The 22,444-nt window shown below is 69.2% G+C and carries 22 protein-coding genes; 9 read left to right on the plus strand and 13 right to left on the minus strand.

Annotated elements, in window-relative coordinates:
- Positions 1-283 precede the first annotated feature (283 nt).
- The 3 genes from H074_RS11490 to H074_RS11500 form a co-directional block, all read right to left on the minus strand.
- Entirely contained in the window at positions 284-1,444 is a 1,161-nt protein-coding gene (locus H074_RS11490) for an HNH endonuclease signature motif containing protein (RefSeq protein WP_083920409.1), read from the minus strand.
- Between the two features lie 655 nt (positions 1,445-2,099).
- A complete protein-coding gene (locus H074_RS11495) occupies positions 2,100-3,329 on the minus strand; it encodes a GGDEF domain-containing protein (protein ID WP_007030201.1) in 1,230 nt (409 codons plus the stop codon).
- A gap of 323 nt (positions 3,330-3,652) precedes the next feature.
- The gene (locus H074_RS11500) at positions 3,653-4,912 is read right to left on the minus strand and encodes an MFS transporter (protein ID WP_007030202.1); all 1,260 of its coding nucleotides are present in this window, start codon (positions 4,910-4,912) and stop codon (positions 3,653-3,655) included.
- A gap of 127 nt (positions 4,913-5,039) precedes the next feature.
- Here H074_RS11500 and H074_RS11505 point away from each other — a divergent pair, with 127 nt between their 5' ends.
- Positions 5,040-5,330 (plus strand): hypothetical protein, encoded by a 291-nt coding sequence (locus H074_RS11505; protein ID WP_039922202.1) that lies wholly within the window; start codon positions 5,040-5,042, stop codon positions 5,328-5,330.
- A 1-nt stretch (position 5,331) separates the two neighbouring features.
- Here the strand turns inward: H074_RS11505 and H074_RS41500 are convergent, their stop codons facing one another.
- On the minus strand, positions 5,332-5,649 hold the full coding sequence (locus tag H074_RS41500) for a discoidin domain-containing protein (RefSeq protein ID WP_007030203.1): 318 nt from the start codon (positions 5,647-5,649) through the stop codon (positions 5,332-5,334).
- Between the two features lie 68 nt (positions 5,650-5,717).
- On the opposite strand from H074_RS41500, the gene H074_RS41505 reads away from it, so the two are divergent.
- Positions 5,718-5,885 (plus strand): hypothetical protein, encoded by a 168-nt coding sequence (locus H074_RS41505; protein WP_235096734.1) that lies wholly within the window; start codon positions 5,718-5,720, stop codon positions 5,883-5,885.
- A 934-nt stretch (positions 5,886-6,819) separates the two neighbouring features.
- Here H074_RS41505 and H074_RS11515 read toward each other — a convergent pair.
- Complete coding sequence (locus H074_RS11515; RefSeq protein ID WP_007030204.1) at positions 6,820-7,758, minus strand: GlxA family transcriptional regulator; 939 nt, start codon at positions 7,756-7,758, stop codon at positions 6,820-6,822.
- Positions 7,759-7,850: 92 nt separating this feature from the next.
- On the opposite strand from H074_RS11515, the gene H074_RS11520 reads away from it, so the two are divergent.
- The 3 genes from H074_RS11520 to rnhA all read left to right on the plus strand — a co-directional run bounded on the left by H074_RS11520 (position 7,851) and on the right by rnhA (position 10,048).
- On the plus strand, positions 7,851-8,270 hold the full coding sequence (locus tag H074_RS11520) for a DUF6010 family protein (protein ID WP_007030205.1): 420 nt from the start codon (positions 7,851-7,853) through the stop codon (positions 8,268-8,270).
- 79 nt (positions 8,271-8,349) lie between these two features.
- Positions 8,350-9,540, plus strand: a complete 1,191-nt coding sequence (dinB, locus tag H074_RS11525; protein ID WP_007030206.1) for a DNA polymerase IV — start codon at positions 8,350-8,352, stop codon at positions 9,538-9,540.
- Between the two features lie 22 nt (positions 9,541-9,562).
- A complete protein-coding gene (gene rnhA / locus H074_RS11530; protein ID WP_007030207.1) occupies positions 9,563-10,048 on the plus strand; it encodes a ribonuclease HI in 486 nt (161 codons plus the stop codon).
- Here rnhA and H074_RS11535 read toward each other — a convergent pair.
- The 4 genes from H074_RS11535 to H074_RS11550 form a co-directional block, all read right to left on the minus strand.
- Positions 10,045-10,728 carry a VldE C-terminal domain-containing protein gene (locus tag H074_RS11535; protein ID WP_039922204.1) on the minus strand — a complete coding sequence of 228 codons (684 nt, stop codon included), beginning with the start codon at positions 10,726-10,728 and terminating at the stop codon, positions 10,045-10,047. The two genes, rnhA and H074_RS11535, sit on opposite strands and share 4 nt — an antisense overlap.
- A gap of 196 nt (positions 10,729-10,924) precedes the next feature.
- Positions 10,925-11,419 (minus strand): GerMN domain-containing protein, encoded by a 495-nt coding sequence (locus H074_RS11540; RefSeq protein ID WP_007030210.1) that lies wholly within the window; start codon positions 11,417-11,419, stop codon positions 10,925-10,927.
- Complete coding sequence (locus tag H074_RS11545; RefSeq protein ID WP_007030211.1) at positions 11,416-12,828, minus strand: sensor histidine kinase; 1,413 nt, start codon at positions 12,826-12,828, stop codon at positions 11,416-11,418. Before H074_RS11545 ends, H074_RS11540 begins: the two co-directional genes overlap by 4 nt.
- Positions 12,825-13,514 carry a response regulator transcription factor gene (locus H074_RS11550; protein ID WP_007030212.1) on the minus strand — a complete coding sequence of 230 codons (690 nt, stop codon included), beginning with the start codon at positions 13,512-13,514 and terminating at the stop codon, positions 12,825-12,827. The genes H074_RS11545 and H074_RS11550 overlap by 4 nt, the downstream gene beginning before the upstream one ends.
- A 110-nt stretch (positions 13,515-13,624) precedes the next feature.
- Between H074_RS11550 and H074_RS11555 the strand changes: the two genes are divergently transcribed.
- Positions 13,625-14,572, plus strand: a complete 948-nt coding sequence (locus tag H074_RS11555) for a phosphatase PAP2 family protein (protein WP_007030213.1) — start codon at positions 13,625-13,627, stop codon at positions 14,570-14,572.
- Positions 14,573-14,687: 115 nt separating this feature from the next.
- On the opposite strand, the gene H074_RS11560 is transcribed toward H074_RS11555, so the two are convergent.
- Positions 14,688-16,196 (minus strand): GGDEF domain-containing protein, encoded by a 1,509-nt coding sequence (locus tag H074_RS11560; RefSeq protein ID WP_007030214.1) that lies wholly within the window; start codon positions 16,194-16,196, stop codon positions 14,688-14,690.
- Positions 16,197-16,337: 141 nt separating this feature from the next.
- Between H074_RS11560 and H074_RS11565 the strand changes: the two genes are divergently transcribed.
- Entirely contained in the window at positions 16,338-17,558 is a 1,221-nt protein-coding gene (locus H074_RS11565) for a cytochrome P450 (RefSeq protein ID WP_007030215.1), read from the plus strand.
- 60 nt (positions 17,559-17,618) lie between these two features.
- Here the strand turns inward: H074_RS11565 and H074_RS11570 are convergent, their stop codons facing one another.
- Entirely contained in the window at positions 17,619-19,901 is a 2,283-nt protein-coding gene (locus H074_RS11570) for a tetratricopeptide repeat protein (protein ID WP_007030216.1), read from the minus strand.
- Between the two features lie 389 nt (positions 19,902-20,290).
- On the opposite strand from H074_RS11570, the gene H074_RS11575 reads away from it, so the two are divergent.
- Entirely contained in the window at positions 20,291-21,226 is a 936-nt protein-coding gene (locus tag H074_RS11575) for a DMT family transporter (protein ID WP_007030217.1), read from the plus strand.
- Here H074_RS11575 and H074_RS11580 read toward each other — a convergent pair.
- The gene (locus tag H074_RS11580; RefSeq protein WP_420805376.1) at positions 21,151-21,657 is read right to left on the minus strand and encodes a GNAT family N-acetyltransferase; all 507 of its coding nucleotides are present in this window, start codon (positions 21,655-21,657) and stop codon (positions 21,151-21,153) included. The two genes, H074_RS11575 and H074_RS11580, sit on opposite strands and share 76 nt — an antisense overlap.
- Before the next feature lie 135 nt (positions 21,658-21,792).
- Here H074_RS11580 and H074_RS11585 point away from each other — a divergent pair, with 135 nt between their 5' ends.
- The gene (locus tag H074_RS11585; RefSeq protein WP_007030219.1) at positions 21,793-21,993 is read left to right on the plus strand and encodes a hypothetical protein; all 201 of its coding nucleotides are present in this window, start codon (positions 21,793-21,795) and stop codon (positions 21,991-21,993) included.
- Between the two features lie 78 nt (positions 21,994-22,071).
- Here H074_RS11585 and H074_RS11590 read toward each other — a convergent pair whose 3' ends face one another.
- Positions 22,072-22,431: a VOC family protein gene (locus tag H074_RS11590; protein ID WP_039922208.1), complete on the minus strand. Its 360-nt coding sequence runs from the start codon at positions 22,429-22,431 to the stop codon at positions 22,072-22,074.
- Between the last annotated feature and the right edge of the window lie 13 nt (positions 22,432-22,444).

Here is a 22,444-nt window from a genome sequence, read left to right on the forward strand (position 1 = left end):
GTTCGCGACACCGCGGCGTGCGGCACCGTGGTCGTTTTGGCGACGGCTGCGACTGGTGTCGGGAGTTCGGCTGGGGCTTGTCGGGTCGGGGCGTCGTTATGGGCGGTTTCGGGCGACGTTGAGAACGGTGGTGACTCCCTCAGGTAGAGACTGGTTCGCGGAAAGGTGCGTTGTGATGGCGGTCCACGATCGAGCCATGGCCGTATTTCGGTGACGAAGCCAGAACAGGGGCGTTCCTCCGAGGCGCAACACGGCAGGGTCGTGGCCGTTTTCCGGCGACGGCTCAGAATGGTGGTGGTTCCTCGGTCAGGGGTTCGTGCAGAGGTGGAGGCGTGCTGCCGTAGGCCTGCCCCGTGGGCGTGGTGATCGTGAGGGTCCCATCGGAAGCCAGCCGGTAGACCCAGCCGGGCTCGTCCTTCAGCCGGTGGTCGCGACGGCACAGATCGACCAGCTCGGTATCGGCGGTATGACCACCGAATTGCCACGGCAGTGAATGGTCGAGGTCGCAGGCTTGGGCGATGCGGTGGCAGCCGGGTCTTCGGCATTCCCGGTCTCGTACCCGTACGAACTCGTCCAGCCCCGCGGTTGGCCGGTAGCGGTCCCGGCCGAGGTCGAGGACCTGCCCGGACAGTGGGTCGGTGATGATCCGCCGCAGCACGGTGTTCGGCCCACTGGCGATGTGCCGGGCCAGCGAGGCCGGGATGTGCCCGTGCCCGGCCAGCTCCGCGGGATTGTCGTTCGCCCCGAGGTAGGAGTTGAGGTCCATGTAGAGGAACACCTCCGACCGTTCGCTCGTCCCGCCCTGGCCACCGAGCAGGAGATCGAGGGCGACATCCGCGCGCAGCTGATCCAGGGTGCGGGTCTCCCCGCCGGTTTTGAGTGCTCGTGCTTCGCGGTCGATCCGGGTGTAGGCGGCGGTCACCTTCTCCACCGGGCCGTCCTCGACCTGGATCGAGGCCACCCCGGTCTCGCCCTGCCGCACCGAGAGCCGGCGCCCGGCGCGGTGCCGTTCGGCCCGCACACCCGCCCCGTCGCGGTCGGCCATCATCGCCGCGTGGTTCGCCGCTTTCCGGATCTGTTCCGAGTTCCTGCCCGGCAACCGGTCCTCCAGTACCGCGTCCACCGCCCGGGCATCCTCATCCGACAACCACGCCGTGGCCGTGGCGACCTTCATCGCCCCGAACCCGCCCACCAGACCGCGATCCAACAGCCCCAATGTTCGTGGCAGGCGGGTGGTCAGTGCCTGGGCCGTCGACACCAGCCCGGCAGCGTGACCGTCCACAACAGACAGAGCGAACGCGACCTCCTGCGCCACACTGGACGCGCCATCACGATGACGGCTCAGCTGCCCCAACGCGCGGAACCGGACAGCTTCCAACCGCGCGATCCCCTCCGACGCCGCTACCGCCGCGGCGACAGCATCATTGTCCCCCAACGAACCCAGCGAACCATTGACCTCCCGAAGAGCATCCGACTCGGTGATTTCCTTTAATAGCGCCACAGTGGCGTTGAGTGTGTCCACGCCCAGAACGTACAACCGGACACCGACAGTTTCGGCACAGCAGAGAGCATCGCCGATTTCCGTCAACGGCCGGATCAGGGACCTACGGCGGCAGAAGAAGGAGGCCCCCCAGTCCACATAGGACATATGCCCCCAGTGCTCCCCGGGAAGCCCGTAATGCTCCAGAGCTCCCGCCTGCTCGCCTTGCTCCTTGTCCACCAGCAGGACCGGCGCCGGCGCGGACACCGGCAGCAGAGGCAATCCGACGATGAGTGAGACCGCGGCACCGATCACAGCCGGCACCGCCGCCCCGACGCAACAGAAAAGGCGCCGAGTAGTACGGTTTTCCCCCAATACCAGCAAAATCACCGCGATCCAGAGCGGCACGACCACGGGGAAAGATAGACCAGCTGCATCGGTACGAACAGGATCCGGTTCTCCGTGCCGTCGTCCTCGCTGATGCCGGAAGCCGCGGTCAGCAAAGGGAAATCGTGCGCAGCCTGCCAGCTCAGGCTCGGTGCGGCCGGCACGAGCGCGAGCAGGATCCCGACGGCGAGCCAGCCGCTGCGGAACAGCGCCTCCCCGGACGAGGCGAGACTTACTGCGCGGGCGGTGCCAATTCGACCCTGTTGCGGCCGCCTTGCTTCGCCCGGTAGAGCGCGGTGTCGGTGGCGACGAGGAGGTCGTCGACGCTGGTGATGTTGGCCGCCGGGTACAGCGCCCCGCCGATCGACACCGTCAGGTCGGTCAGCACGGTGTCGCGATCGGGCAGCGCGACCGAGACCACCGCCACCTGGTGCCGGATCCGTTCGGCCACCTGGCGCAGGGTCTCCTCGCCGTGGATGTCCGGGATGACGATCGCGAACTCCTCGCCGCCCCACCGCCCGCAGACGTCCTGCTCCCGGATCTCGGCGCGCAGCGCGTCGCCGACCGCGCGCAGGACGAGATCGCCGTTGGGGTGGCCGTAGGTGTCGTTGATCGTCTTGAAGTTGTCGAGGTCGAGGAACAGCACGCCGAGTTTGCGTCCGGCGCGTGTCCGGCCCAGGTGCTCTTCGGCCAGTTGACGCCAGCGGCGTTTCGTGACGAGACCGGTGGTGGCGTCGGTGTGCGCGTCGCGCCGGTACTGGGTCAGCAGCAGCCCGCGATGCAACGCGACCAGCGCGATGACCACACCGACCAGCACCAGCGGGTTGGCCTGCACGAGGACGACGGCCGTCACGAGGCCGAGGCCGAGCGCGCCCGCCTCGAGGATCTGGTCGCCGAACCCGGAGAACAGTTCGCCGATCGATTTCGGCGGCGACGAGAGTGCGATCGCGATCATCACCAGCGCGGTGTTGATCGCCCAGCGCAGGGCCGCGGCCAGGATGATGACGGCGAGGTCGCCCAGCCCGGCGAGCAGTCCGGGCTCGGGCGAACCGGGGTAGTGACGCATGCCGAGGCTGAGGACGACGACGGCGGCCTGCGTGCCGCAGAGCACCGTCGCGGCGGAAAAGATCCACCGATGGGGGAGAACCGGCCGTTGGTGTGGCCAGATCCGCAGCCATGCGATGGTGTAGGTCACCACGACCATCGCGGCGGCGAGCACCGGAGGCAGCGCGATGACGGCGGCGACGCTCCAGACCGCCTTGGTGTCGACGTAGGCGACCGACGGGGCCCTGTCGTACTCCCGTTGGCGTTCGATCTGCCGGGTGCCCTCGATCGCGATGGCCGCGCACAGCGTCAAGACGCCGAACCGGACCAGGTCGGTACCGGTCACCGGGACCAGCCGGGCGGTGGCGGCGGTCGAGAGGACTGCGATGAGATTGACGACCAGGACGTAGGAACGCACAGGTCGCGGCAGGCTCCACAGGTGCCAGGACCTGAGCCGCCGCCGCGCGCCGCCGCGTCGTCCGTCCACGAACCCTCTTCCGTCGGTGATCTACACCGTAATCGAACCGGGACGGCGACGACCGTCGTTGTCCGGACGATGAGAGTCGCGGGCCCGAATTCCCCCGGACAGCCCAACCGAAACGAGGGAGGTGCACCGATGCAGGACAACAACTGGTGAGTGTTTTGCCGGATAAATCGCTATTTCGAGGGAGGTGGACGACATGCGGGACAACAACTGGACCACTCGGCGTGACAACAACTGGACGTGATGAACCGATCGAGTCAGGAACCATGCTCGCCGACGGGTGTCGTCCCGCCGACCGGACCCACGGGATCTTCGGGATCCTCAGGGCCGGGGCGGGACGACACCGCCCGTGACCAGCCCACCCCGGCGACACAGGCGACCACCACACCGGCGCTCGCCGCGACGGTGACCACGGCGGTCGGCGTGACGACCTGGGCCAGCAGCCCGGCCGCCGCGATCCCCGCCGCCTGAGCCGCCCGCAACGCCGCGATCGCGACCCCGATCACCTGACCGCGATGGGCAGTCGGCGCGGCGAGGCTGTACTGCGTCTGAGTGATCAAGTCGTGCGCAGAGAACATGCCCGAGATCGTCCACAGCACGACGATCGTGACCAGGCCCGGCGCCCAGCCGGTCGGGATCAGCACCAGGCTGCTCGCCACCGTCAGCGCGCCCAGCACCCGGATCTGCCGTTCGCGCGGGATCCGGCTCAGCAGTATGCCGCCGAGCACCGAGCCGACCGGGTTCGCGGCCAGCAACCATGGCAGCGCGCCCGCGCCGCCCAGTTCGGCGGCGACCGGGACGGCGAGGCCCTCGGGCACGACGTAGAAACCGCAGCAGCAGGCGATGAGCAGCAGCCAGCGCAGCTTGCGGTCGCGCGCCACGAGACGGCAGCCCGCGATCAGGGAAGGGTGATCGTGGTGGCTCGGTGCCGAGGGCGGGTATCGCTCGAGCCCGAAACGGAGCATGAGCGCCGACAGCGCGAACGTTCCCGCGTCGATCAGCAGCGCACCGGGGACGCCGAGGCCGGTGACGACGGCGGCGCCCGCGCCGAAGCCCACCACGAGCCCGGCCTGGTACGTGGACGAGATGATGGCCTGGCCGACGACCAGCCGGTCCGGATCGAGCAGATCCGGCAGCATCGCCTGGCGGGCCGCGTGGAACGGCCCGGCCATGAGCTGCACGAGGAACAACAGCGCGGCCGCGGCGGGCAGCGGCAGACCGGGCACCGCCATCAGCGCGATCAGGACCGCGCGGCCGACGTCGGTCACCACCATCACGGTGCGCCGCGAGAACCGGTCCGCGATGCCGCCGAGCGCGCCGCCGAGGAGATCGGGCACGAAGGTCAGCGCGTACGCCGCCGAAGCCCACCCCGCCGACGACGTCCGGTCGAACACCAGCACCGTGAGCGCGACCCTGGCCAGCTGGTCACCCGCGACCGAGAGCAGATGCGCGAGCCAGATCCGGCGGAATCCGGCGACCGCGAGGACGCTGCGGAACGACGCCGCTCGGGCTGGCATGCGCTTCAGGCTGTCGTGATGCGACCACTTTGCGCAACCCCGGAACAAGTTCGAAAAATATCCGCGCGACTGTCGAACCGCCGAGCCGCCGTTCGACGTGTCTGTAGAGAGAGGAACGGAGAATCCGATGTCGCATTCACTGGGCCCGCTGGCGAACAACCTCGCCGCCTACGCCATCTACTCGACCGCGCAGACCGAGATGCGCCACGCCTACAAGCTGATCGAGGCAGGCGACTACCTCGGCGCCGCCGCGGAGATCGATTCCGCCGCGCACGCCGCCGAGGTGCTCGCCCGCGCCACCTCCGGTCTGGACGCCGAGCGCTCCGAACGATGGCTCAGAGTGGTCGCCGCCCGAAGGCGGTTCGCCGACCAGGCCCGGGCGCGGGCGTCGGACACCGCTCTGTCGCTCGCCGCCTGATTCAGCCGCCGGTCGCGTAGGCGGAGCCGATCCAGGCCTCGTCCACCCGCAGCCGGTCGGCGCCCTGGCTGTCGACCTTCTCGACGCGTACGTGCCGCGCCGTCGTCATGGGCAGATCGATGAACTGCACGCCGCGGTGGTTCGGCAGCGAGCCGGTCTTCACCGGTGAGCCCCAGTTCTGCCCGTCCGCGCTGACATAGACCCGGTAACCCTTGATCCGCGCCGAATTCGACGCCGGGTAGGTGGTGGAGTCCTCGCGCTGGTTGATCCCGATGTACTGGATCCGCTTCGGCGCACCGAGGTCGAACCGCAGCGACACCGGCCGCGCGGACGTCGCGTCCCAGTAGGTCGAGTAGTCGCCGTCCGCCGGTCTCCACCGCGAACACGGTGTCGTACTGGTCCCACGACGAGATCCCGGTCAAGGTGAGCCTTCCGCCGGACTGGCTGTGCGCGATCGCCGCGCCGGTGCGCAGGTTCGTCACCCGCTTGACCTTGTATCCGTTGTCCCGTAGGGAAAGCGTGGTTCCCGACGGCCGGGTGAGCACATGGAGATAGTGCTTGTCCGGATCGGCCTTGGACACCGTCGTGACGCCGTGCGCGCCGTCGTTCCAGAAGCCGGGCGCGAAGCCGCCGTGGTCGTAGCCTCCGCCATGGGTGCCTTCGACCGCTCTCCAGATCTTGTCGAAGAACGCGGCGGCGAAGTCGTTGAACGCCTCCTGGTTCGAGGGGAACCGCCCGTTCACCATGGCGGTCTCGGCCATCAGTGCCTTGACGTCCGAGCCCTTGTTGGCCAGATACCGGCCGAGGGTGAGCTTATAGTCGACCGAGGAGTTCGAGCCGCTGTACCACCACGCGCCGGAGGTGGGGAGTTTGAAGCAGGCCTCGATCAGCCTCGGCGCGGCGGTGTGGACCGCCTGCGGGTAGTCATAGGCCGGGGTCATGCCGGTCTTCTGCTCGTTGCTGATCGTGTCCATGATCGGCGTGTCTTCGTTGTTGTTGCTGAGCAGGTAATCCGGCCGCTCCCGGCGGACGCGTTCGTAGAGGCCGTTGCGCTCCCAGTACGCGTTGTCGTTGTCGATCCAGAACCCGGCGAGATCGGGGTAGCGCCGCATGATCTCGACGAAGGTGTCTTAGCCGAATTCGCCGAAGCCGTCGCGCGTGTGCAGATCGACCTGCTTGCCCCTTGTACTTCGAGTACGCGGACGAGTTCAGCCAGCTCTTGCCCGAGCCGAGACCCTCGTTGTACCACTGGGGATCGTCGGTCATGTAGCCGAGCCTGCTGTGGAACGACGCCAGCACGACGTGCTGCGCGTGCAGTTTCTTCGCCTCGTCGATCCAGTACTGCATCCCCCAGTGCAGGAACAGGCCGGCGGACGAGGCGCGCAGCCTGCCTCCTGACGACGTCCCCTACGGCGGGCGAAGACGTGCTCGGTGATGTGTACCGCCATGGTCGCCGGAAGGCGCGGCCACCGGCAAGAGGCGTTCCCGCTCAACGGAAAGCGCGCCGATAGGTGCCGGGGCTGACGCCGGTCGTGCGCTTGAACCGGTCGCGGAACGAGGTGGGCGAACCGAAACCGACCTCGGCGCCGATCCGTTCGACGGCGTACTGGGTGGTCTCCAGCAGATGCTGTGCCTGCCGGACACGTGTCCGGTGCAGCCACTGCAACGGCGTCGTCCCGGTCTGCTCGCGGAAGTGCCGGATCAGCGTGCGCGTGCTCATCCCGGCGTGCGCGGCGATGTCGGCCAAGGTGAGATCACGCGCGAGATTTTCCTGCATCCAGAGCAGAGTGGGTTCCAGCGCCGCGCCGCGGGGAGCGGGCGGATGCCGCAACGCGATGAACTGCGCCTGCCCGCCCTCGCGTTCCAGCGCCATCACCGAAAGGCGGGCGGCGTCGGCCGCGATCGCGGAGCCGTGGTCCCGCCTGATCAGATGCAGGCACAGATCCAGGCCCGCGGCGGCGCCCGCGGACGTCAGGATCTGCCCGTTGTCGACGTAGAGCACGTCCGGGTCGACATCGACCGCCGGGTACGCCGCGGCCAAGGCCTCGGCGGCGACCCAGTGTGTGGTGGCGCGAAGCCCGTCGAGCAGGCCCGCGGCGGCGAGGATGAAGGTGCCGGAACAGATCGAGGCGATCCGCGTACCCCTCGCGGCGGCCGAGATGAGCTCGTCGTGGACGCCCTCCGGCAACGGCCCGGTCGGATCGGCGGTGCCGGGGACGATGATCGTGCCCGCCTCGCGCAGCGCCTCCAGTCCGGACGGCGCGCGCAGGGTGAAATGCCCGGCGTCGACCTCCGGTCGTCCGGCGCAGACGAGGACCCGATAGCCCGCGCTCCCGTCGGCGAGCCGGGTCCTGGTGAAGACCTCGATCGGCGTCGAGAGGTCGAACGGGATCACCTTGTCCAGCGCGAGGACGGCGACGGTGTGCATGGCCGCAACCTACCCACCCGATGGCGAGATCCCGTTGGAAGGCGTCGTTCACGCCACTGGGAGCGGGCTCCGGCCGGTTCTAGCGTCGAGCCATGATGATCATCGCGCCGATTCTCGTCGGCCTCGTCTATGTCGTGCTGATGTCGCTGATCCACGAGCCGTACCGCCGCCGCTTCAACGCGGTCATGGTGGCGGGCGCCGGCGCCGCCTATCTGAGCGGAGGCGGGCTCGGGGTCTGGGAGTTCGCGTTCACCGTCGTCGTGACCTACGTGGCTTACCGCGGACTCGAGTCCTGGACCTTCATCGGCATCGCCTGGCTGCTGCACACCGGCTGGGACGTCGTGCACCATCTCAAGGGAGCACCGATCATCCCGTTCGCCGCGCATTCGTCGTTCGGCTGCGCGATCTGCGACCCGGTGATCGCGATCTGGTGTTTCACGGGCGGGCGATCGGTCACGGATTTCGTCCGCGCCCGTGTCGGTTCCCGTCGTCCGCGTTCGTCGGTGGTGTGAACCGGCCGAACGACCGGACCGCCGTTCGACTGATCCGGGAAGCTTGGCCACTGAGCCGTTTGATGCGAACATATGTTCTATGACGACCGAGGGTCCCATCCTGCACGCCGACCTGGACTCGTTCTACGCGTCGGTCGAGCAGCGTGACGACCCGAGTCTGCGCGGGCGGCCGGTCATCGTCGGCGGCGGTGTCGTGCTGGCGGCCAGTTACGAGGCGAAGGCGTACGGCGTCCGCACGGCGATGGGCGGTGGCCAGGCACGGCGGCTGTGCCCGGACGCGATCGTGGTCCCGCCTCGGATGCACGCGTATTCGGCGGCGAGCAAGGCGGTCTTCGAAGTCTTCGGCAACACGACACCGCTCGTGGAAGGCATTTCGATCGACGAGGCGTTCCTCGACGTCGGCGGGCTGCTGAAGATCGCGGGCACGCCGAGCCGGATCGCGGCGAAACTGCGGAAGGACGTCCTGGAGCAAGTCGGCCTGCCGATCACCGTCGGCGTGGCCAGGACGAAGTTCCTCGCGAAGGTGGCCAGCGGTGTCGCGAAACCCGACGGCCTCCTCGTCGTGCCGCACGACAAGGAGCTGGAGTTCCTGCACCCGTTGCCAGTCGAGCGGCTGTGGGGCGTGGGCAAGGTGACGGCCCAGAAGCTCCGCGAACGCGGCGTGACGACGGTCGGGCAGATGGAGGGGTTCGGGGAGAAGGAACTCGTCCGGATGCTCGGCCGCGGCGTCGGCGCCCACCTGCACGCCCTGTCCCACAACGACGACCCTCGACGCGTGCGGACGGGCCGTCGTCGCCGGTCGATCGGGGCACAGCGCGCGCTCGGCGGCAGGCCGCGTTCGCCCGCCGAACTCGACGCGACGCTGCTGACGCTGGCCGACCGCCTCGCCCGCCGTCTGCGTGCGGCGCACCGGGTGTGCCGCACCGTCGTGCTGCGGATGCGGTTCGCCGATTTCACCAAGGCGACGCGCTCGCGCACCCTGCTGGAGGCGACCGAACAGACCGGCGCGATCGTCGCGGCGGCCCGTGACCTGCTCGCGACGGCGAGACCGCTGATCGACGAACGCGGGCTCACGCTGATCGGGCTCGCGCTCACGAACCTGTCGAAGGACGACGCGATCCAGCTGGCCTTGCCGTTCGGGGCGAAGCCGAGGGACGCGCTCGATTCGACGCTCGACACCGTCCGGGACCGGTTCGGTTCGAAGTCCATCACGCGCGCGGTGCATCTGGGGCAGGTCGAGGAGCCGTGGGTGCCGCTCCTGCCGGACTGAACCCCGTCGCTAGGGTGTCCCGGTGGCGGAATCAGTCGAGATCTACACCGATGGCGCGTGCAGCGGGAATCCCGGTCCCGGCGGCTGGGGCGCGGTGCTGCGGTACGGCACGGTCGAGAAGGAGATCTACGGCGGGGATCCCGGGCCGACCACGAACAACCGGATGGAACTGACTGCGCCCATCGAGGCGCTGGAAAGCCTGAAGCGCCGGGTCACGGTGAACATCTACACCGACAGCACCTACGTCCGGAACGGCATCACCAGCTGGGTGCGGAACTGGAAGAACAACGGCTGGATGACCTCGGCCAAGACGCCGGTCAAGAACGCCGATCTGTGGCGCCGTCTCGACGAAGCCGCTTCACGGCACGACGTCGAGTGGCATTGGGTCAAGGGCCACGCCGGGCATCCGGAGAACGAGCGAGCGGACCGGCTCGCCGTCAAAGGCGTGGAAGAGGTCGTGGGACGACCCGTGGTCCAGCCCGGCGAGCGGTCCGCTCGGCGTGGTTAGCAGCTGACGTTGACCTTCGCGCTCTTGGCGAAGGACACGTGGACGTGGTCCATGTGGTTCGCGGTCGCGCCGCCGCGGTCCTCCATGGTGTCCCAGCCGCTGCCGTCGTTGTAGCGCTGGCGCCAGATGACGTAGGTGACGCCGAAGTCCTTCTTGTTGGCCAGGATGTAGTCGGCGATGGCGTTGCCGGTGGCGGTGTCCACCATGAAGTCCAGCGCGAGGCCGGAGGGGTGGTCGCTGGCGTTCGCCCGGCCGGCGACGCCGCCGACGTTCTTGACGCCGAACTTCGCCTTGACATGATTGCCGACCTGGGCCACGTGCGGTTTGGTACCGGCGAGGTCGGTGGAACACGCCGTCGAAGCGGGCACGGTCTTCTTCACCGGGGCGGGGGCCTTGGTCGACGTCGTCGGCTTCGGGGAAGCCGAGGAGGTCGCGGGGGAGGGGGCCGTGGAGGGGGTAGGGCTTGTGCTGGAGGGCGGGGTGCTGCTGGTCGACGGCGGCGGAGTCACGCTGGAGACCGGGGGAGCCTGCAGCGCGAGCGCGGCACTGGCCGCTTCGACGTCAGGGGAACCTGCGGTGGTCAGCCACATCGACGCCGGGAGCGCCGTGGCGACCGCTGCCGCGATACCCGCGGGGAGCTTCCACTGCGGGGCCTTGTTCTTGCGATGTCTGCCGGCCATTTCTCTGATCACTCACCACTTCGGGGACGGGAACTCGCGTCGGGGGCCGCGAGCTCCGGGCAACATTACGAAAAGGACACGGCAATGTCACGCCTGAGTGTGCTCGCCCACAGTCACCTTGATCGTTGAACCGAAAGAGGTTGACGTCCGTACAGATACGAGAAGTGCCTTTATGTGAGCACTGTGAGTGACGAGTTCAGTCGGCTCTACAGGATTGGAAGTACACCTCACCGTCCGGCGAGGTCACGTTCACCCCCTGGGAGCGCGGAGTCCGTCCGGTGGCCGTCGACGCCGCGATCGCGGTGCAGATCAGCTGGTTGATGGCCTGATCGGACAATTTGCGCAGGCTGAACGGCAGCACGATGGACGACGGGTCACCCGAATACACCTCGACCCGTCCCACCTCCGGCGGAACGAACGTGGTGAGCCCCTGCGCGGCTTCCCGCTCCGTCGGTCCCTTCAGCAGCAAGGTGATCGCGCCTTCGGGGGAGATGAAGCCTTCGCTGGGCCGGGTCACCGGGATGACCCGGCCGTCGGAGACGAAGTACAGCGTCAGGCCGCCCAGCACGTTCGGCCCCGTGGTGGCGCGGATCGACGGGCCGGGCCCGGCCTCGACGACACCGGTCGGCTGGACGCCGCAGGCCGCCATCAGCGCCGCGGCCGCGAGCGCGGGCAGCACCCGTGTCCTCATCGCGTCCCTCCTTCGGCCCGGTGCGGCAGGCGCAGTACGAACCGGGCGCCGTGCCCGGTGTCGGCGGCGGTGATGTCGCCGCCGTGCAGGCGGGCGTTCTCGAGCGCGATCGCCAGGCCCAGCCCGCTGCCTTCGGAGCGGGCGCGGGCGGTGTCGGCCTTGGTGAACCGATCGAACACGTGCGGCAGGATCTCGGGGTCGATCCCGGGCCCGTGGTCCTGGACCTCCAGGGTGACGTCGTCACCGCCGGCGCGCAGGCGGACTTCGACCGGGGCCGCGCCGTGCCGGAACGCGTTGCCGACGAGGTTGGCCACGATCAGGTCGAGCCGCCGCCGGTCGACGCGGGCGAGAACACCCTCCGGCAGGTCGGTGACCAGGTTTTCACCGTCGCGCCAGCCGCGGGCATCGAGACTGTCCCGGATCGCCGTCGCGAGATCCCATTCGTCGAGCACGAGTTCGGCGCGGCCCGCGTCGAACCGGGAGATCTCGACCAGGTCCTGGACGAGCCGGGTCAGCCTGCGGGTCTCGCCCGAGACCAGCCGCGCGGCGACGGCGGTGTCCGGCGGCAGCGCCTCCGCGTCCTCGTCGAGGACGTCGGTGACCGCGTTCATCGCCGCGAGCGGCGTGCGGAGTTCGTGCGAGACGTCGGCCACGAACCGGCGGGCGTCCGCCTCCATGGCTCTCAGCTCGCCGACCGTGCGCTCCAGTTCGGCGGCGGTGTTGTTGAAGGTCGTGACCAGTTCGGCCAGTTCGTCGGAACCCTTGGCGGGCAGCCGGACGTCGAGCCTGCCCTCGCCGAGCTGGGCGGCGGCGGTGTTGAGCGCCCGGACCGGCCTCAGCACCTGTCTCGCCGCGAGCAGGGCGAGCGCCGCGGCCAGCGGAAGGGCGAGCGCGGCCATCTGCCATGCGGATTTCGCGAGTTCGTCGATGGCCTGTTGCTGCTGGACGAGCGAGGTGAGCGAGTACACCTCGACGCCGCTGGCCCCCATCGAACCGTCGGCCTGGCGTACTAGCACCGGCAGGCCGACCAGGAGTTCGGGCTTGGTGTCGCGGTCCACGCGCTGGAACTGGATACGGATGTTGTTCGCGACGCTCTCCCTCAGCTCGGGGGAGAACGTCGTCAGATCCGGGCCGCTGACCGACCGCAGGTTCCGGTAGACCGCGACGGCGTTCAACCGCAGGCTGCCGGCGAAGTCGTTGAGCTGCTCCTGGGTCGGCGGCGTGGACAACGGGCGGCCGTAGGCGCTGACCCGGTCCTTCAGCTGGTTCATCGCCGCGTCCTGGACCGCTTCGAGGATCGCGTTGCGAGCCGAGACGTAACTGGCCCCCGCCGCGGCCGCCGCCCCGATGATCGTCATCGCCGCGAAGGCCAGGATGAGCCGGGGCCGCAGCCCGGAGACCAGCCTCATGAACGGCCGAACCGGTACCCGAAGCCGCGGACGGTCTGGACGTGTTCGGGTTTCGCGGGGACGTCTTCGATCTTCGCGCGCAGCCGCTGGACACAGGCGTCGACCAGCCTGGAGTCGCCGAGGTAGTCGTGATCCCAGACGGCGGAGAGGATCTGCTGGCGGCTGTAGACCCGTCCTGGTGTGCGGGACAGCTCCAGCAGCAGTTTCAGCTCGGTCGGGGTGAGCGAGACCGGTTCGCCGTTCTTCGTGACCACCAGCCCGGCGCGGTCGATGACCAGGTGGCCGTGCCGTTCCCCGGTGTCGTCGTCGTTCGCGGGCTTTTCGCTCGCCGCGCGCCGCAGCACCGCTCGGATCCGGGCGTCGAGCACGCGGGGTTCGATCGGCTTGGTCACGTAGTCGTCGGCGCCGGCCTCCAGCCCGGCCACGATGTCGAAGTCGTCGCTGCGGGCGGTGAGCATGATGATCGGCACCTCGCCCGCCGAGCGGATACGGCGGCAGGTCTCGAAGCCGTCGATGCCGGGGAGCATCAGGTCCAGCACGACGATGTCGGGCTGGAACACGCGCAGCTTCTCCAGCCCGAGTTCACCGCTCTCGGCGGTGTGGACGGTGTGCGCCTGCCGGCGCAGCGCGAGTTCCAGCCCCTCCCGGACGGACGCGTCGTCTTCGATCAAAAGGACACTTGCCACGCCGCCATTATTCGGATGTCGCCGCGCGTGTGCGACTCGGCACGATCTTGTAGCAGAACCATGACATTGTCCGGACCTCACGGCTAAACGGCGTGGGGACAGTGAGACGCATGGCCCTACTCACCCACCAAGCGAAGCCGACCCCCGCCCGCCGTCCGCTGCCGGGACGGCACGCCGAGACCAGGCTCACCCTGTCCAGGGCCGTGTTCCAGCTCGCCACCGGACTGGGACTGGCCGCCGCGTTCGCCGTGACCTATGTGCTGTTCGTGCACACGTCGGCCGGGCAGCTCGCGGAGAACGGCGTCGTCCGCAGCGCGCAGTCCGGTCAATGGTCCACAATGGACTGGGCGGGGCCGCTGCGTGACCAGGACATGGTGCTCGTGATCGGCGCCGCCGGGATCGTGCTCGTCGGCCTGGCCCTGTTCCGGCGCAAACCCGGCCTCTTGATCCCCGCGCTGAGCGTCCTCGTGCTCCCGCTCGTCGCCGCGCAGTTGCTCAAGCTCTACGTCCTCGTACGCCCCGAACTGCCCGACGGTGGGCGCGGGCCGGGACACAACAGTTTCCCGAGCGGGCACGTCAGTGCCGCCATGGCCATTCTGATGGCCCTCGCTTTCGTTCTGCCCCAACGGTTCCGTCCGGCGATCATCGGGATCGGCGCCGTCGCCGTCGCCTGGGTCTCGTCGTCGACCATCGCGCTGGGCTGGCACCGGCTCAGCGACACGGCCGGCGCGTGCCTGCTGGGGGCGTCGTTCGCCTGCCTGCTCGCCGCCTGGCTCACCACCCGGCGCCGCGACCTGCGCCGCACGCCCGCTCTCCTGGTGGCGCTGGCCACGGTGCTGCCGACCGGGATCGTCCTGATCGGATTCGCGGTGCTGAGCACGGCGACCGACGGCGCCGCCCAGTTCGTCGCCGCGCTGGTGCTGGCCGCGTGCGCGGCGGTGGGCGTCGTGCTGGTCGCGCTGTGGCCGCTGTGCGGATCCGCGTTCGAACGGCGGACCGGAGTGGAGACCCGTGTGGTGGACGACCTGCTCGAGACCCGCCTCGTGACCCGCCGCTGACGAAACCTCTTGGGCGATCACGCGTGCTCAGAGGCGGAACTCGCGTGCTTGAAGGCGGAACTCGTGTCTTCCGGCTTCAAGCACGCGTGATCCGGCTGGAAACACGCGTGTGACGTCAATCTCGGCGTGAGTCTCCGGCCCGGCTCAACGGAGACGTCGGAGCACGCGGCGAAGGAGGAAGCGCGGATGGCGCCACGACCACCCGGTTCCGCCCGCTCCGTTTCGCTTGGTACATGGCCGCGTCCGCCGCGCGGAAGAGTTCGCCGTAGTCGGTCGAGTGCTCGGGCGAGAGCCCGACGCCGATCGACACGGTGCATCCGTGGATCGGCCCCACCGCGCGCGGTTCGTTGGTGGCGTGCCCGCTGGCGAGTTCCGTCAAGCCGGTGATGGCGGTCTTCGCGACGGCCGCCCGGATCCGCTCGGCGATCCGCATCGCCTCTTCGCGGGTGGTGTCCGGTAGCAGTACCGAGAACTCCTCGCCGCCCCAGCGCCCGACGATGTCCGTGGAGCGGGTGTTCTGCCGCAGCACGGCGCTGACGCAGCCGAGCACGATGTCGCCGCCGGAATGCCCGTACTTGTCGTTCCACTGCTTGAAGTGGTCCAGGTCCAGCATCAGGAACGCCGTCGGCCGCCGATCGGTCTGGTCTTCGAGCAGCCGCAGGGCGGCCGGGGCGTGGAAGGAGTCCTCGGTCAGCAGCCCGGTCTTCCGGTCACGCTGGCTGCGCGCGATCGTGTCCGCCAGCGCCTGCGAGAGCCGGGTCGAGCGCAGTGCGACCCCGATCATCACCAGCGGCACCAGCGCGATGTTGACCGCGCCGAGGATCGTCGTGCACGCGGCGAGTTGCAGCGCGTAGACGAAGTCGGCGTTGTCGGCCCAGCTGCCGATCAGCTTCTGCCGCCGCCAGCCGCCCCACGCCAGTCCGCGCGCGATGCTGATCAGGAGGGTTTGGGACGCGAAGTACCAGAGCGCGGCACCCACCAGCGCGACGGCGGCGACCACGATGTCGCCAGGCCGCTGGGGGAGCGTGCCTGATTCGAGCCAGGTGTGCAGTGACGTCAGCCGGGTGATCGTGTGCACACCGAGGATGGAGGCGGCGTGCGCGGCGGTGGTGAAGAGGAAGGTCGTCATCGCCTTGTGCGCGATGGAGTAGCGCTGCACACGGACCATCAGCAGCAGCGCGAGCGACAACGTGGGCGGCAGCAGGACGGCCGCGCCGCCCAGCCAGACGGCGGTCTGGTCGATGTGCTCGCCGCGCCGGTCGTCGGCCCGGCGCTGTTCCTCGGGATGCTGCGTCTGGACGAGATACCAGATGGCGCAGCCCGCGATCACGCCGAAGCGGACGAGGTCCGTGGTCGTGGCGGAGGCCTTGAAACCGCTGTACAGCGCCCAGACCGCGACCGCGATCTCGGTGCCGAGCATCCAGAGGACCGCCGCGGGCGGCAGGCGCCACAGTTCCCACCCCGCGGGATGCCGCAGGGTGTTCCAGGCACGACCACGCAGCCGCCAGACGCGGGCGGCGGCGAGGCCGACGGTGTCGGCGAAACCCCGGAGCGAACCACGCGGCCGTTCCGAGACCGCGTCACGGTCGTGCTTGCCGAACTCGCTGACGAGGGTCACCTCCATTCGTTACGCACCGCACCCGCTTCGATCTTGCTGGGTCACCACAAGGGGGTGACAGGGGGATCGCGTTGACGATCGCGTGAGACAGGCCAATGCCTGCGTTCGCCGGACGCCATTACGGCACGAGCTGGCATCGTGGCTCGTATGCCTGACGCCGCATACGACGCCGCCGCGGTTCCCGTGATGTTCGGCCCGGAATTCGACAGGGATCCCTCACCCGCCTACGAATGGCTTCGGGTGAACGCGCCGGCGTTCCGGCTCCCGCTCCCCGGCGACACGTGGACCTGGTTGCTGACCCGGCACGCGGACGTCGTTTCCGCGATGGCCGACCCCCGGCTGTCGAAATGCCCCTCCGTCGCGGCGGAACATTGGCGCAAGGCCGATCTCGGGCTGCCCGCCGACCACCGGCCGACGCTCATCGGGCATATGAACAACTTCGAGGGCGAGGAACACGCGCGGCTGCGCAAGGCCTGCGCCGGCGCGTTCGGCCCGCGGCGGTTGCAGCACATGCGCGACCGCACGCATCAGCTCGCGAACGAACTGCTGGACCCGATCCTGGACCGGGGCGAGGGCGACCTCGTCGAGGATTTCGCGTACCCGCTGGGAATCCGATCGATCTGCGAGCTGATCGGCATCCCGGACACCCTGCTGGACGAGGTCCGCCCGCCCGCGCTGGTGGTCGCCGCCGGCGACGTCACGGACATGGCATCGATGCTCAAGGCGACCGACGACCTGGACGCGCTGCTCGCCGACGTCGTCACCCGCAAACGCGCCGAACCCGGTGCGGACCTGATCAGCGATCTGCTCACCCAGGAAGCCGCCGGGAAGCTGACCGGCGAAGAGGTCGCCGCGACGGCTTTCCTCTCCTTGATCGCCGGGCACGAGACGACGATCAGCCTCATCGCGTCCACCGCGCTGACCCTCATCACGCATCCGGAGGAGGCGGCCCGCGCCCGCGCCGACGGCTCGCACCTGACGCTCGTCATCGAGGAGGTCCTGCGCCGAGACACCCCGCTGCAGAACACCAGCTGGCGTTTCGTCACCGAACCCATGGAACTCGCCGGGCAGCGGATGGAGGCGGGCGACCCGATCCTGTTGTCGTTGCTGGCCGCCAATCGCGATCCGGAGGTCCACCCCGAACCGCTCGCCTTCCGCCCGGGCGAGCGGCCGGTGCGGCACGTGGCCTTCGGCGTCGGCCCGCATATCTGCCTCGGCGCCGCGCTCGCGCGGACGCAGGCGTCCGCGGCCTTGGAGACGTTGTTCGACCGCGCGCCGTCGATGACACTGACCGTGCCCGAGGACCGGCTCGTGTGGTGGCCGAGCGCGATCACCCGCGGCCTGCACAACCTGCCGGTGAAGCTCTAGGCGGGGGCTGAAAGCGTCCTTCACCGCGTCGCATGCGGGGAAAGTCCCTTTCAGCTCGCTCTAGACCGCGCCTTCGAGGCGGCCCCGCAGCACGCTCGCCTTCCGGTCGTCGAGATCCATGACGAGCTGGAGCGCGTCGCGCCAGACTGCCATGGCCTCGTCGGTGTGCCCCTGCGCGGCCAGCGCGCAGCCTCGTTCGTCGAGCGCGTCCGCCTGTCCCCAGACGTCGCCGCAGTTCCGGTAGGCGGTCAGCGCCTGCTCGCAGTACTCGAGCGCCTGCTCCGGATCGCCGAACCGGCGGCAGGTCCTGGCGAGCGGCACCAGCGCGAAACCCATTCCGTGCTGGTCCGCGTCCTTCGCGTAGGTGTCGAAGGCGCGAAGGCCATGTTCGAGGGCCAAGTCCCGTTCGCCGAGGTCGCGATAGGCACGGCCGAGGTGGACCCGCGCGGTCGCTTCGCCGAGCCGGTACCCGATCCGCGCGTTCACCTCCACGCCCTGCTCGGCGAGCCGCACGGCTTCGGCGTAGTCCTCCCGCTCGTGCGCGATGTTGCCGAGCCCGACCAGTGCCCAGCCCAGGCTCGGGTTTTCGCCGATCTCCTCGGAGATCTCGACGGCCTGGCCACAGAGTTCGCGCGCGCGGTCGAGGTCGCCGCGCCGCCGGTGCGCCTCGGCGAGGTTGATCGCCGACAACGCCAGCCCGCCGAGGTCACCGCCCGCCTTCGCGGACTCGATCGCCACCTCATGGCTGGAGATCCACGTCTGCCACGGCCTGCCGAGCAGGTGGTAGTCGAACAGTTCCACCGGCAGCCGCCAGCCGATCTCGTACAGTCCGTGGTCCAGTGCCAGCCGGGCGACGCCGGTGATGCTCGGCATCTCCGACGCGCACCAGATGTAGGCCTCGTCGAACGTGGCGAACCGGAGCGGCTCGACGCCTTCGGGCGCGGGACCCAGATCGACGTGGTGGTCGCGGGCCGGTGTCAGCGTCCAGCTCGCCGCGTTGGCCGCGTGGAGATACCAGTGGGTCAGCCGGGAAACCGCCGCCTGCCGTTCGTCCCGCCACTGTGCGGTGGCGGCCTCTTCGGCGGCGTAGACGCGGAGCAGATCGTGGAACCGGTAGTACTGCGCGCCGACCTGCTGGACGAGATGCGCGTGCACGAGTTCGTCGACGAGCCGTCGGGCGTCGTGTTCGGGCAGTCCGGCGAGCGCGGCCGCCGCGCCCGCGGTGAACCGCGGGCCGGGGTGGAGGCCGAGCAGCCGGAACATGCGGGCGGTGTCGGCTTCCAGCGCGCGGTACGACCAGCTGAAGGCGGCCCTGACTCCGACGGCGTCGTCGTCGACCGCGAGCAGTTCCAGCCGCCGCCCCTCGGCGACGAGTTCGCGGGCGAGGTCGCCGACACTCTGATGGGGATGCGTGGCGACCCGTTCGGCGGCGATGTTCACCGCGAGCGGCAGAGCCGCGCACAGCCGGACGAGCCTGCCGACGCCTTCGGGATCGCCCGCCGCCCGTTCGTCGCCGATGAGATCGGCCATGAGCCGCGTCGCTTCGAGATCTTGCAGTGGTTCCAAGGAAACCTGGACCGCGCCACTGCCGACGACCAGTCCGGACAGCCGTCGCCTGCTGGTGATCAGCACGGTGGTGTCCGGGGTGCCGGGCAGCACCGGCCGCACCTGGTGCGAGTCGAGGGCGTTGTCCAGTACGACAAGCGTGCGCTGGCCGCGCAACAGGCCCCGCAGGAGCGCGAGCCGCATGTGCTCCTCGGCGGGGACGCGGTCGGGGCGGACGCCGACGCAGCGCAGGAGATCGTCGAGGATGTCGGCGGGGTGCGCGGGAGAGCCCGCCGCGTAGCCGCGCAGATCCGACCAGAGGACGCAGTCGAACTCCTCCTGGCGCCGGTTCGCCCAATTCAGCACGAGCGCGGTCTTCCCGACCCCGGGCGGCCCGGCGACGAAGACCACTTTGGCCGCTTTGGTGAACACTTTTTCGTCCAGCAGCGCAAAATGTTCTTCACGGCCGACGAAATGGCCCGGTGGCGGGGGAAGGTGCACGTACGGTTCCGCGCGGGCGGCTTCGGCGAGCACGATCAGCGTCCCGCCCGCGCCCAACGCGCGATCGCAGGCTTCGGCGAATTCGGCGCTCGGCGGGGTGAGTCCGCGTTCGACCCGGCTGATGAGACTTTTGTCGACATAGGCGAGTTTCTGGAGTTCTCGCAAGGCCAGTCCGCGTGCCTGCCGCCGTTGCCGCAAGGCGCGCCCGAACGTCGACGCGGCCGTCGAAACCGGCCTCGGTTCCGCACGTGCTTTCCCGGTCTCCCCGGATCTGCGCGAGCCGGAATTCTCGGTCACCAGAAGCACCTTTCTCCCCGCTTCGCGGCAGATCGTGCCACAACCATCCCATTACATGGGTCACAACACGGCCACCGGGTGTGCGGAGGTGCGAAGACAGCCCCCAAACTGTGCGAGAACGCGCTCGTTCCCCACCGGTGCGCCAGTCGAAAGGGAGGTGGATCATGCGCGACCGCGAAATGTGAGCAGGCCCTGTTCCGCCTTGCGAACAACCGGGCGAGTACTGATCTCCTCGGGAGCCGGTCGTGGCCGTCTTTCCCGGCGGCCACGACCGGGACCCTTCGGAGCATGTAGGACCGCTTAACGTCGGTGTAGATCTTTTCACTTGTCCTGACGGGTCGCCCGAGGCAGCTTGGAGAGGTATCGAGCAGCCCGGCGAAAGGAACGAAGTGAGCATCGGCGCGCCGGGAACCCTGGTCCGGATGGGCGTTCTCGCCCTGTTGTGGGGATCGGGGTTCCTGTGGATCAAGCTCGCGCTGACCGGGCTGCCACCCGTTCAGGTGACCGTCATCCGCTGCGCCCTCGGCGCGGCCGTCCTTCTCGTGCTGAGCCGCTGGGCCGGGCAGCGCCTCCCGCGCGGCCGCCGGATCTGGGGCAGGCTCCTCGTCGCCGCCTTCTTCTGCAACGCCTTGCCGTTCGCGTTGTTCGGCATCGGCGAACTGACCGTCGATTCCGGTGTGGCGGGGGTGATGAACGCGACGACTCCGCTGTGGTCGTTGCTGATCGGCATCGGGATCGGCACCGAACGCCGGATCACCATGATCCGCGCGGGCGGGCTGGTCCTCGGTTTCGCCGGCATCCTGCTGATCTTCGCACCCTGGCAGAAGAGCGGCCTGTTCGGCTGGGGGACACTGGCACTGCTCGGCGCCGGTATCAGTTACGCGGTCGCTTTCGCTTACATGGGAAGGAAACTCGTCGGCGAAGGCGGTCCGATCGCGATCTCCGCCGCGCAATTGCTGACCGCCACCGGGCTGAGCGCGCTCGCGCTGCCGTTCGACGCGACACCGGCCGGACCGCCGAACCTGACCGCGTTGATCGCCGTCGTCGTACTCGGGATCTTCGGCACCGGCGTCACCTTCTACCTCAACTACCGGCTCATCGCCGACGAAGGCCCGACTTCCGCGGCGACCGTCGGCTACCTGCTGCCGGTCGTCTCGGTCGCGCTGGGCGCGATCGTGCTCGGCGAGGAACTCGGCCCGCGTGTGCTCGCCGGGATGGCCGTGGTGCTGCTCGGAGTCGCCCTGACCCGCTACGTGAGGTCTTCGGCGAGCAAGTCCATCAGCAGCCCGTCGTGCCAGCTCTCGCCGTCGGTGTCGCGTTCGTAGCCGCGCATCACCCCGACCTCGCGGAAGCCGACGGCCTTGTAGCAGCGGATGGCGGCGTCGTTGTCCACGGCGGGATCGATGACCAGCCGGTGGTGCCCTCGATCGTGCAGGAGGTGCCGCGCCATCGTGCGGACGGTGTCCGTGCCCAGCCCCCGGCCGTGCGCCGCAGGGTCGAGGAAGAGGTCGACCGACGCGTGCCGGTACATCGGGTCCTCCTCTTCGCCGTACTGGACGAAGCCCCGGACGACGCCCCCTTCGAGGACCGTGAAGCAGGTCGTCGTGGGATCGTCGAACGGCCAGGTGGGGGAGTCGTCGACCGAACCCCAGCGCGCCCCGACCTCGGCCGTGGCGCGGATCCGCCGCAGGTCTGCGACGTGGGCCTCGGTGACAGGGGTCAGTGTCACGAACTCCCCGCGCAACTCGGTGGTCAGTTCCCGCTCCGTCCGCTCGTCCGAATGGCGTCAGTCTAGGGAGAAACCGGCGAGGGCGCCGCCGGAACCGCAAGAACGCGGGGGGCTTTCGCCGCCGGAATCAGGTATCAACTAAAGGGACGATGGAGGTGGGTCATGGGGAACCCGTTCGAGGAATTGCGTCCGGTGGAGGAACTGGTCGACGGCGGGGCGACCGCCGTGCGGGCGGCGGTGCTGCGCAAGGCGACCGAAGCGGTGGTCGCGAACGCCCGCGACGCGACGGACTGCCGGATGCTGCTGGAGATGCTGGGGCTGCATTCCGATCTGGCGGCCCGCGCCGACGACGAGGCCGCCTGAGAGCATGAGGTCTCGTGAGTGGTGAGGACGGTTAGAACCGTCCTCACCACTCACGAGCCCCACGCGGGACCGGGCGGCTCAGCGCCGCGGCAGCACGCAGAATTCGTTGCCTTCCGGATCGGCCATGACCACCCAGTCGTCCGACTCGGGATCGTCGACGACCCTGGCACCCAGCGAAACGAGCCGGGCGACCTCTTCTCGCTGCTCGAGTCTGGTGGGCGCGAGGTCGAGGTGCAGCCGGTTCTTGCCCGACTTCTTCTCGGGAACCGGCTGGAAAAGCAGGCTCGGTGCGTTGGGACTCTTCAATTCGACATAGGTAACCCCGTGACTGTCCGTCCACCGTTCGGTCTCGGGGTAGCCGAGTGCTTCCTTCCAGAACGCGGCCAGTGCATCGGCTTCACTGCAGTCGACGGCGACTGCGAGCATCCGGGTTCGCATGACTCCACGGTGT

The sequence above is a fragment of the Amycolatopsis decaplanina DSM 44594 genome, from assembly GCF_000342005.1.
Classification (GTDB): domain Bacteria; phylum Actinomycetota; class Actinomycetes; order Mycobacteriales; family Pseudonocardiaceae; genus Amycolatopsis; species Amycolatopsis decaplanina.

Coding starts and splice junctions, on each gene's coding strand:
- dinB (WP_007030206.1), top strand. CDS start 8,350: ATGACGACCGAGGGTCCCATCCTGCACGCCGACCTGGACTCGTTCTAC.
- H074_RS11500 (WP_007030202.1), bottom strand. CDS start 4,912: ATGCCAGCCCGAGCGGCGTCGTTCCGCAGCGTCCTCGCGGTCGCCGGA.
- H074_RS11590 (WP_039922208.1), bottom strand. CDS start 22,431: ATGCGAACCCGGATGCTCGCAGTCGCCGTCGACTGCAGTGAAGCCGAT.
- H074_RS11505 (WP_039922202.1), top strand. CDS start 5,040: ATGTCGCATTCACTGGGCCCGCTGGCGAACAACCTCGCCGCCTACGCC.
- H074_RS11535 (WP_039922204.1), bottom strand. CDS start 10,728: ATGGCCGGCAGACATCGCAAGAACAAGGCCCCGCAGTGGAAGCTCCCC.
- H074_RS11555 (WP_007030213.1), top strand. CDS start 13,625: ATGGCCCTACTCACCCACCAAGCGAAGCCGACCCCCGCCCGCCGTCCG.
- H074_RS11545 (WP_007030211.1), bottom strand. CDS start 12,828: ATGAGGCTGGTCTCCGGGCTGCGGCCCCGGCTCATCCTGGCCTTCGCG.
- H074_RS11585 (WP_007030219.1), top strand. CDS start 21,793: ATGGGGAACCCGTTCGAGGAATTGCGTCCGGTGGAGGAACTGGTCGAC.
- H074_RS11520 (WP_007030205.1), top strand. CDS start 7,851: ATGATGATCATCGCGCCGATTCTCGTCGGCCTCGTCTATGTCGTGCTG.
- H074_RS11540 (WP_007030210.1), bottom strand. CDS start 11,419: ATGAGGACACGGGTGCTGCCCGCGCTCGCGGCCGCGGCGCTGATGGCG.
- H074_RS11565 (WP_007030215.1), top strand. CDS start 16,338: ATGCCTGACGCCGCATACGACGCCGCCGCGGTTCCCGTGATGTTCGGC.
- H074_RS11560 (WP_007030214.1), bottom strand. CDS start 16,196: ATGGAGGTGACCCTCGTCAGCGAGTTCGGCAAGCACGACCGTGACGCG.
- H074_RS11515 (WP_007030204.1), bottom strand. CDS start 7,758: ATGCACACCGTCGCCGTCCTCGCGCTGGACAAGGTGATCCCGTTCGAC.